The organism is Rhodococcus sp. T7 (assembly GCF_009872365.1).
Lineage (GTDB): Bacteria > Actinomycetota > Actinomycetes > Mycobacteriales > Mycobacteriaceae > Rhodococcus_F.
The window spans coordinates 24,987-38,062 of record NZ_WXYH01000368.1 but is presented as its reverse complement, the minus strand read 5'-3'; the positions used below and the strand labels follow the sequence as shown (position 1 = coordinate 38,062).

At 69.7% G+C, this 13,076-nt stretch carries 13 protein-coding genes and 1 pseudogene; 2 read left to right on the top strand and 12 right to left on the bottom strand.

Annotated elements, in window-relative coordinates; translation table 11 throughout:
- Nucleotides 1-170: 170 nt before the first annotated feature.
- The 4 genes and pseudogenes from MLGJGCBP_RS39320 to MLGJGCBP_RS39305 form a co-directional block, all read right to left on the bottom strand.
- Nucleotides 171-594, bottom strand: a pseudogene (locus tag MLGJGCBP_RS39320) (MFS transporter); the annotation flags it as partial.
- Nucleotides 595-705: 111 nt separating this feature from the next.
- Entirely contained in the window at nucleotides 706-1,242 is a 537-nt protein-coding gene (locus MLGJGCBP_RS39315; protein WP_007296124.1) for a universal stress protein, read from the bottom strand.
- A 24-nt stretch (nucleotides 1,243-1,266) separates the two neighbouring features.
- The gene (gene crcB, locus MLGJGCBP_RS39310; RefSeq protein ID WP_442972141.1) at nucleotides 1,267-1,632 is read right to left on the bottom strand and encodes a fluoride efflux transporter CrcB; all 366 of its coding nucleotides are present in this window, start codon (nucleotides 1,630-1,632) and stop codon (nucleotides 1,267-1,269) included.
- Nucleotides 1,629-2,117 (bottom strand): fluoride efflux transporter FluC, encoded by a 489-nt coding sequence (locus MLGJGCBP_RS39305; protein WP_007296122.1) that lies wholly within the window; start codon nucleotides 2,115-2,117, stop codon nucleotides 1,629-1,631. Before MLGJGCBP_RS39305 ends, crcB begins: the two co-directional genes overlap by 4 nt.
- Before the next feature lie 268 nt (nucleotides 2,118-2,385).
- On the opposite strand from MLGJGCBP_RS39305, the gene lgt reads away from it, so the two are divergent.
- Nucleotides 2,386-3,291 carry a prolipoprotein diacylglyceryl transferase gene (gene lgt, locus MLGJGCBP_RS39300; RefSeq protein ID WP_012686835.1) on the top strand — a complete coding sequence of 302 codons (906 nt, stop codon included), beginning with the start codon at nucleotides 2,386-2,388 and terminating at the stop codon, nucleotides 3,289-3,291.
- Nucleotides 3,292-3,828: 537 nt separating this feature from the next.
- Here lgt and MLGJGCBP_RS39295 read toward each other — a convergent pair.
- The 7 genes from MLGJGCBP_RS39295 to MLGJGCBP_RS39265 all read right to left on the bottom strand — a co-directional run bounded on the left by MLGJGCBP_RS39295 (nucleotide 3,829) and on the right by MLGJGCBP_RS39265 (nucleotide 11,692).
- Nucleotides 3,829-5,256 (bottom strand): HAMP domain-containing sensor histidine kinase, encoded by a 1,428-nt coding sequence (locus MLGJGCBP_RS39295; protein WP_007296120.1) that lies wholly within the window; start codon nucleotides 5,254-5,256, stop codon nucleotides 3,829-3,831.
- A 70-nt stretch (nucleotides 5,257-5,326) separates the two neighbouring features.
- A complete protein-coding gene (locus tag MLGJGCBP_RS39290; RefSeq protein ID WP_007296119.1) occupies nucleotides 5,327-5,653 on the bottom strand; it encodes a hypothetical protein in 327 nt (108 codons plus the stop codon).
- Between the two features lie 121 nt (nucleotides 5,654-5,774).
- Nucleotides 5,775-8,435 (bottom strand): FtsX-like permease family protein, encoded by a 2,661-nt coding sequence (locus MLGJGCBP_RS39285; RefSeq protein WP_007296118.1) that lies wholly within the window; start codon nucleotides 8,433-8,435, stop codon nucleotides 5,775-5,777.
- On the bottom strand, nucleotides 8,432-9,190 hold the full coding sequence (locus tag MLGJGCBP_RS39280) for an ABC transporter ATP-binding protein (RefSeq protein WP_007296117.1): 759 nt from the start codon (nucleotides 9,188-9,190) through the stop codon (nucleotides 8,432-8,434). The genes MLGJGCBP_RS39285 and MLGJGCBP_RS39280 overlap by 4 nt, the downstream gene beginning before the upstream one ends.
- Nucleotides 9,187-9,870, bottom strand: coding sequence for an ABC transporter ATP-binding protein (locus tag MLGJGCBP_RS39275; RefSeq protein WP_007296116.1), 684 nt, complete (start codon nucleotides 9,868-9,870; stop codon nucleotides 9,187-9,189). The genes MLGJGCBP_RS39280 and MLGJGCBP_RS39275 overlap by 4 nt, the downstream gene beginning before the upstream one ends.
- A gap of 4 nt (nucleotides 9,871-9,874) precedes the next feature.
- Nucleotides 9,875-10,492, bottom strand: a complete 618-nt coding sequence (locus MLGJGCBP_RS39270) for a hypothetical protein (protein ID WP_007296115.1) — start codon at nucleotides 10,490-10,492, stop codon at nucleotides 9,875-9,877.
- Nucleotides 10,493-10,759: 267 nt separating this feature from the next.
- Nucleotides 10,760-11,692, bottom strand: a complete 933-nt coding sequence (locus tag MLGJGCBP_RS39265) for a phosphatase PAP2 family protein (protein WP_007296114.1) — start codon at nucleotides 11,690-11,692, stop codon at nucleotides 10,760-10,762.
- A gap of 110 nt (nucleotides 11,693-11,802) precedes the next feature.
- Here MLGJGCBP_RS39265 and MLGJGCBP_RS39260 point away from each other — a divergent pair, with 110 nt between their 5' ends.
- Nucleotides 11,803-12,477, top strand: coding sequence for a response regulator transcription factor (locus tag MLGJGCBP_RS39260; protein WP_007296113.1), 675 nt, complete (start codon nucleotides 11,803-11,805; stop codon nucleotides 12,475-12,477).
- A 7-nt stretch (nucleotides 12,478-12,484) separates the two neighbouring features.
- On the opposite strand, the gene MLGJGCBP_RS39255 is transcribed toward MLGJGCBP_RS39260, so the two are convergent.
- Entirely contained in the window at nucleotides 12,485-12,970 is a 486-nt protein-coding gene (locus tag MLGJGCBP_RS39255; protein WP_007296112.1) for a hypothetical protein, read from the bottom strand.
- Nucleotides 12,971-13,076: the final 106 nt, after the last annotated feature.

Genomic DNA, 13,076 nt, shown 5'->3' with positions numbered 1-13,076 from the left:
TGGCGTCCCACCTCGACATCCCTCCTGGCTCTCCTAGAACCATTGTCCGGGGTGTCCACTCAAAGGGTGCAGCCTCACGACGGCGGGCACATGACGATCGGCCAATGGGCCGGGATGCCGGCATAAACGACCACATGGTCGCGGTCCGGCAGAACCTCGCCCTCATAGTCGATCTGGTCGAGGGCCTCGTGGACGGCGAAGCCGCGGCCGCGGCCGCGGCCAGTGGCGGCGGTGGCGTGCGAGAGCAGAGTGTCCTTCGCCGGGCTGCGGACCGACTTCCCGACCCGTTCGGCGATGACCAGAGCACATGCCACAGGGCGGCGGCGATCCCGAGGAAAGGGACGGCGATCACGGTGAGCGCGTATCCGGCGATGGTCCACGCCGAAGACTTTTGGGTGCGGTCGACCAGCGGCCCGGAGACCAGCCGCAGCATTGGCGCGCAGCCTCACCGACTCCGGTGACGATACCGACGACGAACGCGGTCGCACCCAACGACGCCAGCAGGGGGCCGGTGATCGACAGGGCACCCTCGTATCCGACGTCCGTGAGCAGGCTGATCGTGCCGAACGCGAACACGACCCGCAAAGCACCCATCGGCCGGCGCACCCTCCCGGCAATGCCCACCGTTCGGACGGGTTTCGGGACCGGCGCGTGGGACCCGCGCCGGGCGTTGGAGGACCTGTCCGCGGGCTCGGACGGCGTCATTCACGCTCCTGGCGGTACGGGGACGAGCAGGACTGGGCGGTGGGCGTGGTGGACCAGTTTTGAGGACACTGATTCACCGAGGAACCGTTCCATCAGCGACATCGCCCCGCCGCGGGAGGTGCCGATGATGATCATCAGGGCGTCGTTCGCTTCGGCGATGGTGGTCAGCAGCTGTGCCGGGTTGCCCTCGCGGGAGTAATAGGCCCAGTTGCCGGGCAGGGCCGCCAGCATGGCGCTCGCCTCGGTGCGCTCTTGCTCGACGGCGTCGGCGAAGCGCTGCTCCCAGTCGTCGCGGTCCGGTTCGATCGGGATGTCGTCGATGTCGACGATGTGCGCGACGTGCACGAACGCGGTCAGGCGGCCGGCGAGGTCCATCGCGTAGGTCAGGGCGGCGTGGCTCGCCGGGTGCCGGTCGAAGCCGACCACCAGATGACACACCGCCGGGGTGGGCGCCGGCGGGCCGTCGACGCGCAGCGGGGTCCGCCAGTCCCGCAGCGTCTCTCGGGGGGCGGGGTGGTTGTGGTTGTTTTGGGTCATTGTGTTCTCCTCACACCCTCGCTTCTAGATCCCGGCCAAGGCCAGACCCGCCGCGCCGGCGGCGAGGGTCACCAGCAGGGTGCCGACCGCGTTGGTGACACCGGCTGCATACCGTCCGCGGTGGATCAGCCGCACGGTCTCGAAACTTGCGGTGCTGAAGGTGGTGTACCCACCGCAGAACCCGACACCCACAATCAACTGCACCTCGCGCGGAACACCGTGAAAAAGGACCAGGCCAACCACGAACCCGAGCAGCAAAGACCCGGTCACGTTGATCGCCGCCGTCGCCCACGGAAACTCAACGCTGCGGCGGTGTTTGATCGCCCCATCCACAACGAACCGGGCGATCGCCCCCACACTGCCGGCGCACGCGATCCACCACACCATCACCGTTGCTCCTCCCGCCGCGACCGCACCTGCTCCCCGACCGCGATCCCCGCGATGGTGGCCACCATGCCCGCGAGCACCGTTCCGGCCGCATAACTTCCCGCCGCCCACCACTGATGGCCGCGCAGGAGCAGGTCGGCATCCACCGCGAGGGTGCTGTAGGTGGTGAACGAGCCCAGCACCCCGGTGCCCACACCCAGGCGCACCCGCTGACGCCACGCCGTGTCCGGGCCGAGCCGGGTCAACGCTTCGAGCACCAGCCCGAGCAGGAACGCACCGGCCACGTTGATCACGAATGTGGTCACCGGCCATCCACCCGCGGCCTGGGGGAACCACACACCGAGCTGATAGCGAAGCGGGGCCCCGAGCAAGCCCCCACCACCGACCGCCGCGATCGCCGCCGGGCGAACATGCAACGGGCCGGGGGTACGGGGTGCGGTATCGGGATCGACCGGCAAAGTGGGATTCGGGTCGCGGCGACCGTCCACGGGCACACTCCTTCCACGAAAGGGAAAAGGAGCCATCAGCCTCGGGTGAGGCGGTTCAGACGACCCCTCGCAGGGTGTCGTGGCGGAGATCCATCGCCGAACAGGATCATAACCGCCGTCTGGCATCGGACGTAGACCTCCGTCGGTCCGCTCAGGAGAACCAACACGGGAGAGCCTCACCACGGCGGCGGGGCGGCGAGCTGCCGGGTCAGGGTGCGCTCGCTCACGAGGAACTCGCCGTGGGCGTTCGCTCCGCTACCGTGGCGTCGTGACTTCCACTGTGGACGTACTGGCCTACATTCCGAGTCCGCCTCAAGGTGTCTGGTATGTCGGACCGGTGGCCCTGCGCGCGTACGCGCTGTTCATCATCGTCGGGATCGTCGTCGCGATCGTGTGGGGTGACCGTCGCTGGGTCGCCCGCGGCGGCGAGAAGGGCACGGTCCTCGACATCGCCATCTGGGCGGTGCCGTTCGGCCTGATCGGCGGCCGTCTCTACCACGTGATGACCGACTGGCCGACGTACTTCGGGGAAGGCGGCGACCCCGTCGACGCCCTGAAGGTGTGGCAGGGCGGTCTCGGCATCTGGGGTGCCGTGGCGCTCGGCGGTGTCGGAGCCTGGATCGGTTGTCGTCGCCGCGGCATCCCGCTGCCTGCGCTCGGCGATGCGGTCGCGCCCGCGATCCTGCTGGCGCAGGCGATCGGCCGGCTCGGAAACTACTTCAATCAGGAACTCTACGGTCGCGAGACCGACGTGCCGTGGGGGCTCGAGATCTTCGAGCGGCGCAACGACCTGGGCCAGGTGTCACCGCAGCTGATCGACGGGGTGTCCACCGGCGAGGTCGCGTTCGTGGTGCATCCGACGTTCCTGTACGAGGCGCTGTGGAACGTGCTGATCGTCCTCCTGCTCGTGTGGGTCGATCGCCGCTTCCGTATCGGTCACGGCCGCCTGTTCGCCCTGTACGTGGCCGGGTACTGCGCCGGCCGGTTCGCGGTCGAGTTGATGCGCAGCGACTATGCGAGCCTCATCGCGGGTATCCGGGTCAATTCGTTCACCTCCGGCCTGGTGTTCGTCGCGGCCCTGGTGTACTTCTTCGCCGCGACGAAGGGCCGTGAGGATCCGGCGGAGCTGCAGTCGACGCACGGTGATGCTGCGAATACGCGGCAGCCCGAGTAGGCGGAGCCGACGACCGGCGAGACGCCGAAATCGGAGGAGAAGGCTCCCGAGGGGGCGTCGGGAGACAAGGCTGTGAGTGCGGACGCCGAGTCCGGAGCGAAGACCGACGGCAGCAAGACAGACGGATGACGCGACTGACTGAACCGGCCGACCGCCGCGCTTACCTTACTGACCTCTGGACCGATAACTCGCAGACCTTGCGGCACTTCGGATACCGCAAGCTCGAGGCATCAACAGGGCGACAGCGACGATTCGCCCATTCTGTCCAGATCGACCGTCTCGGTGTCGTTCGTACGTGTGCTCGGCCTTGCCTTTGCCGATGCTTACCCACGGGACGGTCCGCGATTGCACTCCCACCGTGTCCGTCTTGCGCGGTGACGATGACCGTGACCCGCATCGTTCTGTCAACTTGTCAGCGCAGGGGTTCACGTCGGACGGCTCCATCCGGGCAGAAAGCGAGGCTGTTAGGGCGTGTGGTCAATGCGCGAGTGGGGTCGTCGGCTGACCGACACGGTTTGTAATTGGGTGCCCGAGCAGTCAATCGGTGTATCCGGGCTCCGGCAGTTCGGGCTTTTTCGTGCTGTGCGGGGTCGTGCCTCGGACCGGAAGGTGGACGATGGCGGTGGCGCCGCCGTCGGGGTTGGTGTCGATGTGCACAGTGCCGTGGTGTGCGGTGACGATCTCGGCGACGATGGCCAGGCCCAGTCCGGAGCCTCCGCTGCCGCGGGCGCGGTCGCGTTGCAGGCGGAAGAATCGCTCGAATACCCGGTCTCTTTCGGTCTCGGGTATTCCGGGGCCGTCGTCGGAGACCTCGATTCGGGCGGTCACACTATCGGATGACACCCGCACACGGACGGTGGTGGTCGCGTAGCGGGCGGCGTTGTCGACGAGGTTGCGCACCACCCGGGAAATCTGGGTGGCATCACCTCGCACCTGGACCGGTTCGAGGACGCAGGAGAACGTTGCACCGCCCTCGGCGCGTTTGCGGTGCACCTCCGAGGCGACGACGTCGTCGATGTCGACGTCGACGATGCGCAGGGGCAGTCCGTGCTCGTCGGCTCGTGCGAGGAGCAGCAGGTCGTCGATGAGGTGGTGCATCCTGGCGGCCTCGGGGAGCAGGGTGTGTTCGACGAGCGCGGTGTCGAGCAGTTCCGGTCGATCGCGTCCGATCTCGAGCGCTGTGGTCACCGTCGAGAGTGGGCTGCGCAGCTCGTGGGAGGCGTCGGCGACAAAGCGGCGTTGCGCGTGCTGGCCGGATTCGATCCGGGAGAGCATCGCGTTCATGGTTTCGGCCAGGGCGGCGATCTCGTCGTGCTGGGTCGGTACCGGGACGCGTTCGGCGAGATCGGAACTCGAGATCGCGGCGACCCGGGTACGGATTTTCTCCACCGACCGCAGCGAACGTCCGATGAGGGCGTAGGTGGCGAGGGCGGCGACGGCCACGATGAACGGGGCCCCCAATGCCACCAGAACGGCAACGGTTTTGATGGTGTTCTCGATGTTTTCCACACTGGTCGCGACCACGACGGTGTACCGGCCACCGACCCCGGTGGTGGTGTACGCACTCACTCGTAACCCGTCGGTGCGGGGGGCGGGCCGCGCGCCATGAACGAGCGCACCCTCGGGCGGTCGCACCGCGGTGACCGGTTCGGTGGGGCCGGCGGCGGAGGACCGCACCACCCGGCCTTGGGGGTCGATGACCTGCACCAACGTCACCCGTGGGTTGACGGACACGGTGGCGGCGTCGAGTTCGTCCGGGGTATCGAGCCGCAGCTGGGCACTGACTTCCTGGATCCGGGCGGCGGCAGCATCGTCGGATGCCGAGATCATCGACCGGTACAGCACCAGCGTCAGCGCGATCGCAGCGAATCCCACGGCAACGGCCACGACGACGCCGGCGATGATCGCGGATCGGATGCGCAGCCCCCACCTCCGCGGATGCAGCAGGGGCCAGATCCCGTCCATGGGCTCCATCTTCGATCATCGCGGTGTCGGCCGTGGGCGGGCGGGAAGATCCGCCCGCCCACGGCGGGTTCTACCGGCCGGGGGTGTGCATCCCGGGGGCATCGGGTACCTCCGGGCCGGTCTGATCGCCCTGCTGAATGTTGTCGTTGTCGACGGCGCCGGGGGTATCGCATTCCGGTGTATCGGGTACCTCCGGGCCGGTCTGATCTCCTTCCTGAATGTTGTCGTTGTCGACCGTTCCGCAGGCGTCGGGGACGTCACCGGGTTCCGGCGTGTCCACCACCGACGGCGGATTCGGCGGCGGCTGGGCGGTGTTGGCCGCGGCGATGCCTCCGCCGATCGCGGCGGCGGCGGAGACCGCCGCGGCCGTCGCGATGAGTTTGCCCTTGAGGTTCATGGTGTCGTCCTTCCCGTACTTTCAGCCGATCTGACTGTTACGACCAGGCTGCCCAACCGGTGCTGAGAGGTCGCTGTGGGTGGCTGAGAGACCGCCGAGAGGCGCATCCGAACGCCGTTTCTCAGAGCTCGCGTAGCACGGTCAGCGGTGAGCGGCGCGCGATGCGACTGGTGGTGGTGGCCACGACCGCGGTCACGACGACGACCGTGGCGGTGACCGCGCCCAGATACCCCCATGGGACGGTGAGGGATTCGGGGGGTGGGTCGAAGACGCCGGTGAGTATCTTCACCAGCATCTGCGACAACACCGCGCCGAGCAGCCCACCGGCGGCCAGCCCGCCGACGACCAGGACGGCCGCTTCGGCGACCACGAACGCGCGCAGGTGCCGGGGTTGGGCGCCCAGGGCGCTCGCGATGGCGAAACCCCGTCGCCGCTCCGCCAACCCCAGCGCGAGCACCAGCGCCCCGGCGGCGGCCGCTACGACGACACCGTAGCCGAGTTCGATGCGGGTCAGACCGGCGAGATTCACGGAGGTCAGGCTCGAGCCCACCGTGGCGCGGGTGGTGGTGATGTCGGTGACCGTCGCGCTCGTGCCGACCACGGCGCGGATGCGGTCGGCGACCGCGGTGGTCTCCCGCCCGGCGGTGTCGACGAGGAACGCGCCCACACTGTTATTTCCGGTCTGCTGGGCGATGTAATCGCCGTTGGCGACGAAGAAGCTGTCCTTGGGTGCGGTGGGGAATTCGGTGACCACTCCGACGTAGAGGAACGGCACCGGGACCAGCTGGTGGGTGCGGCTGTCGGGCAGGCGCAGGTTGAGCGTGTCACCCGGGGCGAGTTGGAAATCCTTGACCGTTTCGGCGCTGACCAGGACGGAGTCCGGGTGCACGGCAAGCTGATTCATCAGCTCGGCCGCGGTGCCGCCCTGAAAGTAGCTGTTCTGCAACGCGGTGACCGTGGTGATCGTGCTCGGGTTCACCCCGTAGAGGTCCTGGAGGTCGGCGCCGATGTAGGCGAAGCGGTGCTGGATCGGTTCGACCGCGCGGACACCGGGCACCGCCGAGAGGGCGGTCGCCGCGTCCGGCGGCACCGGGTTCCCGGGTGATTCGGTCACGGTGACGTCGGCCCCGTTGGTCAGGTGTGCGTCCACCTCGGCCTGGGCGCGGTAGGTGGCGTTGAAGGTGGCGGTGGAGATCGCGAAGGCCAGCGCGAGCGCCAGCAGCACGATGCCGCGGGCCAGGGAATGTCGCTGCCGCGAGATCGAGTTCGCGACGGTCGGCGCCAAGGGTCCGGCCAGCGGCCGCAGCGCGGTACCGACGATCCGTCGGCCACCGCCGAGGATCAGATCGGCCAGCCGCCAGATCAGCAGGGCGGCGCCGACCCACAGCAGGGCGGGGGCGGTGAACGCCCAGTACGACACGGAGATCGTGGGCACCCCCTCGGGGGCGAGGACGAGTTGGTAGTTGTTGCGGCTGGTCGACCAGAACAGCACACCCGCGGCGGCGAGGAGTCCGATGTCCAGCCCGGCGCGGGCCCAGCGCGGGCTGCGCCCGGCGGTCAATGTGGCGCGTCCCGCGGTGACGGTGAGGGCGCGCAGATCCCGCCGCGCCGGCATGAGGATCGCGGCGGCGGCGACCGCCAGTCCGGTGGCCACCGCCGCACCCGACCAGGCGAGCGCTGAGGTGGCGGTGGCACCGAACCGCGCCGAACCGAACAGCATCACGCCGACCGCCGCGGCGGCGGCCAGACCTACCGCGCTGCCCCCGACCCCGACGGTGACCGCCTCGACGGCGGCCAGGCGCAGAAGTTGCCTGCGCGAGGCCCCGCGGGCGCGCAGCAACGCCTGCTCCTGGCGGCGTCGCCCCCGCCCGGCGTCGACGACCCCGGCGGTGAACAGGCCGGCGAGGATCGCGGCGGGCAGGCCGAGGAACAGAAACAGCACCTGCGCGTAGGCGGCATCGGACCGTGCGGCGCCCAGGCTCGCCCCGAGGTTGTCCCCGACCAGGGCGCCGCCGACGCTGCGGGCCTCGAGATTGTGCGCCGCCGCGGTCACCTCCCGATAGGCGGAGGCCGGATCCGCGGGCAGGGCGTGGTCGAGGACGGCATGGATCTGGGTGCCCACCAGGTCCGGCCGCAGAGCAGCAAGCGGATCGAACAGGACGTGCCACCGCGCCTGGTCGAGCAGGAGCACGTTATCGGGCGGGGCGACCGGTTGCGCGCCGGGCGGGGCGCCGACCTTCTGAAACAGCGAGTCGGCCTGCGGCAGATCGACCACGCCGTCGACCACCACCGGGACCGTCGGCAGCCCGGCCCGACCCACCTCGACGGTATCTCCCGGTTTCACGTGCAGATTCGCCGCCGTCTGCTGCGCCACCAGCACCCCGCCGCCCGCCCCGGCCAGGGTGCGCACCGCCCCGGGGAAGTCGGTGCGGTACCCCTCGGGCAGGCCCAGGACCATGCCCGGTCCGGTGGTTTGGGTGCTTCCGCCGCCGGTCGCGGTGAACCCGTTGGTTTGGGCGAATCCGACCGGGACCGCGGCGGTGACCCCACTGGTGGCGCGGACCAGGTCGAGCACCGCGCTCGGGGTGGTGGCCGACCGGACCTCGACCTGCCAGTCGACGGCGACGGTGCCGGCGGCGCGGACGGTCATCGAACCCTGCGCGGTGGTGAGGAAGATCCCGATGCCGGCCAGCAGGGCGACCGCCGCCCCGATCCCGCCCACCGTCGCGGCCAACCGGGCGCGCCGCCGCCGCAGCAGACCCCGAACCCAGATCCCGATCATCTCGCGCCCCCGCCGGTCTCTGGTGGCCCGAGGCCCGGTGGTTCGGTCCCGGACCGCGCACCGGTGTCGAGTCGCCCGTCCCGCATCGTCCACCGCCCGGTGAGTAGGCCCGCGACAACCGGGTCGTGGGTGGAGACGAGTACCGCGGCATCAATGGCCTCGGCGGTGTCGAGGAGCACCGAGAGGGTGGTGCGTGCGGTGTCGTGGTCGAGTTGCCCGGTCGGTTCGTCGGCGAGGATCAGGGCGGGGCGGGCGGCGAGCACCCGCGCGATCGCCACCCGCTGCGCCTGCCCGCCGGACAGCTCGTCCGGCACCTTGTCGGCCAAATCCCCGATCGACAGCACCTCGAGCGCGCGGCGGGCACGGGCCCTCGCCCGGTCCGCCGACTGCCCGGCGAACAGCAACGGCAACGCCACATTCTCGATCACATTCAAGGCAGGCAGCAGGCTCGGGCCCTGAAACACCACGCCCACCGAAGCGGCCCGGCCACGGCGCAGGTCGGGCAGCGCCGGCCATCGCAGGCTGCCGGTGGTGGGGGTGTCGAGTCCGGCGATCAGATGCAGCAGCGTGGTCTTTCCCGATCCGGAGGGCCCCATCAACGCGATGCGTGCGGATCCGGGCAGCTCGAAGCTCGCCTCCCGAAGGGCGATCACCGCGTTCGGGCCGGCGCCGTAGGTTCGGCCGAGGGCGGTGCCCTCGACCACCACCCGCGGCGCGGGGGCTTCTCCCGCAGCGCGGGTGCCGTTGCCGGTCATCGGCGCACCCGCCCGTCCTCGAGGGTGATCACCCGGGCCGCCGCGACCGCCACCGCCGGGCTGTGGCTGGCCACGACGATCGCGGTGCCGCCCTCCGCGGCGGCGGCGAGCAGGTCGAGCACCCCCGACTCGGTGACACTGTCGAGTTCTCCGGTGGGCTCGTCCGCGATGAGGACGGTCGGCTCGTTGGCCAGGGCGATCGCGAGTCCGGCGCGGGCCAGCTCGCCCCCGGAGAGCTGGCTCGGGTAGGCGGGGGCGCGGTGGCCCACTGCCAGCGAATCCAGCAGTGCCGCTCCGCTGGTGCGGGTCCGCCGGCGGGCGAGGCCCCGCACGAGAGTCAGGTTCTCGGCCACCGTGAGGTGTTCGAGCAGGTTCGCGTTCTGGAACAGCATGCCGACGTGCCGGGCCCGGATGCGGGCCCGGACCGGTTCGGGCTGGTGACTGATGCGGCGGCCGTCGATGTGCACACTGCCGCCGTCCGGGTCGTCCATCCCGGCCAGGCAGGCGAGCAAGGTGGATTTTCCGGATCCGGACGGGCCCACGACCGCCACGAACTCGCCGCGACCCACGGTGAGGGAGACTCCCTGCAGGGCAAGGGTTTCCTCCTCACCGGCGCGATAGAACCGATACAGCGTCCGCGCCCGTAGGGCGGGCGGCCCGGACGGCGACCCGGTGCTCATCACATCACGGCCATTGCAGCGAATCGGTGATCGTGCGCCACGGGTCGACATTGTCGGTGCCCTGCGGCCCGGACAAGGTCACAACCACTTCGGTTCCGTTGTGCCAGAACTGATACCGCTCGACCGCTTCGGTGACGGACTTCCCGGTCACCGGGTTCGGCGCCGACGCCGCCTGATAAGTGATCAGGACGGCCTGGCCGGCCCGCCGTTGGACGGCAGTCACCGTGCCCGCACGGTAGCCGGGGGTGCCCGCCGCGATGCCGGGCAACTCCTGGGAGATGACCGACTCGACGGTCGGCGCGGCGGCGCGGTCGCCGGCCTGGACCCGGACGGTGTTGTACTTGTCCGTGAAGACGGTCTCGGTGCCCGCGGTGCTGCGCGACCAGCCCTCGGGGACGGAGATGGTGAACCGGTCGCCGGCCGGGGTGAACGGCACATACACCTGGTTGTCGGGGATGTCACCGGCCGGATTGGACTCGGGGGCGGTGGCATTCGGTGCGGTGCTCTGGCCCGGGGAGATGGGTGGCGGATTCTGTGAGCAGCTCACGGTCACCATCACCAACACCACGGCCAGGAGACCGGTTCTCAGGGCGGTGCCGGCGCGGTTGCCGATGTGCTTCATGATGGTCTCCCGAACACCCTCGGAGTACGGGTGCTGTGGTGGCGGTTGGTGTTGTTGATCGATGCGCGGGGTGCACCGGAAGATGTCGAGACCGCGCGGACCGCTCGATTCGGGATCATCGTGGTGTTGCCTGGTTCTGCGCTGTGCGGAGAGAGGTCGAGATGCTGTGCGCGGATCACCACGGCGGACCGTGATTGTCGGCCGGCGCGGCGCGCCGCGGAGCCGGATCCGGCGGTCGCTGAGCTGGTCCTCGATGCTGGCATGCGATCACCCGGTCGATATCGGTCGGTGCTCGTCAGCGACAGGATGTGGCATCGGTGGTGTGTCCGAGGGCCGACCGTCCTCGATCCCCGAGATCTGCACGGCTGAAATCGGCACGGCTGGGGCGCCGGTCACCTCTGCGGCCCGCCCGGGTGGGCGGCGGGCCGCGAGGGCGGTGACGGCGCAGGATCCGGCGGCCACGACCGCGCCCCCGAGCAGGGCTCCACCGAGCACGTCGGTCAGCCAATGCACCCCGAGGTACAGCCTGGTCGCCGCGACCACGACCACGACCAACACCGCCAGAGTCCCGGCCAGGGCGCCACGGGCCCGGCCGGGCAGCCCCGCGCCGGTCACGATCAGCAGGGCGCCGGCGAGGGCCACGATGCCGGTCACATGCCCCGACGGAAACGACCAGTCCGTCTCGGTGACGAGTTGGGAGGCAGTGGGAGGTCGTGAGCGGGCGACGATCATCTTCACGATCGTGCTGGCCGCCGCGGCGACCGCGACGATACCCACCACCAGCACTCCCGGCTCCCATGATCGCCGGCGCCAGGACACCAGGGCGGCGGTGACCACGGCCACGAGCGCGACCCCCACCGGGCTGGCCGCGTCGGTGATTACCACCGCCGCCGCGGTTACCCCGGGGGAGCGATGCGCGACGAACCAGTCGAGTGTCGCGGTGTCGGCGCCGGTCACCCAACCGGAGAGGCGAACCTGGACCGCCAGGAGGGTGAACATCAGCAGCAGCGCCGCGACCCGCACCGCGCCCCACCCACAGACCGTCGTGACCGTGGAATCGCCGCGGCGCCGATTCCACCGCTCGGCCCCCAGCGCCACCGTATAGGCCAGCACGCCCACCGTGAGCATCCAGATCGCGATCTCGGCGGTGGCCGCTTCGGTACGAACCTCGTTGATCACCAGGTCAATTGCGTCGCGCATTCCGGGCATGCTTCCAGTGTCGTGTTCGGCCGCTGTGAGAACACTGAGAGCGTGCCCTGGTCCGTCCGGAATTGGGCTCTAATGGAAGAAACACCCGAGGACGGTGCGCGATGCGAATCCTCTTGGTCGAGGACGAGGCCCGACTGGCCGAGACCGTGCGGCGTGGACTGACGGCCGAGGGCTTCGTCGTCGATGTCGCGCGCGAGGGATGCGACGGGCTCGAACAGGCCGTGACCGGAGATTTCGACGTGGTCGTGCTCGACATCATGCTGCCCGGCATGCACGGCTACCAGATCCTGCGGGAGCTGCGCGCACGCCAGGTGTGGACTCCGGTGCTCATGCTCTCGGCCAAGGACGGCGAATACGACCAGGCGGACGCCTTCGACCTCGGCGCCGACGACTACCTGACCAAGCCGTTCTCGTTCGTGATCCTGGTGGCGCGGTTGCGCGCCCTGCTGCGGCGCGGGGCCCCCGAGCGGCCGGCGATCCTCACCGCGGGCAACCTGGCACTCGACCCGGCCCGCCGGCGCGTGAGCCGGGGGGAGGACGTACTCGCCCTGACACCCCGCGAGTACGGGGTGCTCGAATTCTTGCTGCGGAACAAGGGGGACGTCGTCAGCAAGGCGGAGATCCTGCGCTCGGTGTGGGACAGCAACTACGACGGCGACGACAACGTCGTCGAGGTATACATCGGCTACCTGCGGCGAAAGATCGACGCACCGTTCGGCATGGCCACCATCGAAACGGTGCGCGGCGTCGGCTACCGGCTACTCGACGCCCAATGACCGAATCTCACACCCGCTGGATCAGCCGCGCGAACGCCCGCAGGACGGCCTCCCAAAAATCGAGGCCGATCACCACCAGGGCACCGGTCGCGGCGGCCGACAGCACAACATGGACCGAACGACGTCCCGCCCGCTCCCAGTACACGTCACGAAGATTCAGCCACAAGGCGAACTCGTCCAGCGTGAGCGCGGCACCGACACCGAACAGCGCGGCAACGACCGGATGGTCGCCGTAACCGAAGGCGAACGCGAGATATCCGGTCACCAGCAGCAGCACGATCCCGGGCACCAGATGATGAACATGGGTGCCCCCCACCCGCACATTCCGCACGAACCGGCTGCCCCGCCGAACCGCGTGCGTGATCACCCGCACCCCCACGAAGCTGACCAGGAACGACGCCAGCACCACGAATGCCCCCAACTTGCCCTCGTCCACGATCCGCGAGTGGAACACTTCCACGACTTCCTCGACGAAGCGGGCGATATGGTTCACACCATCTGCTCCTCACCCCGCCGGTCGCCGCCCGGGTCATTTTGCTGGTCATGCGGCACACAGCGGCCCAACCTAGAGGGTAAACGTTCGCCGAGCCGATTCACGG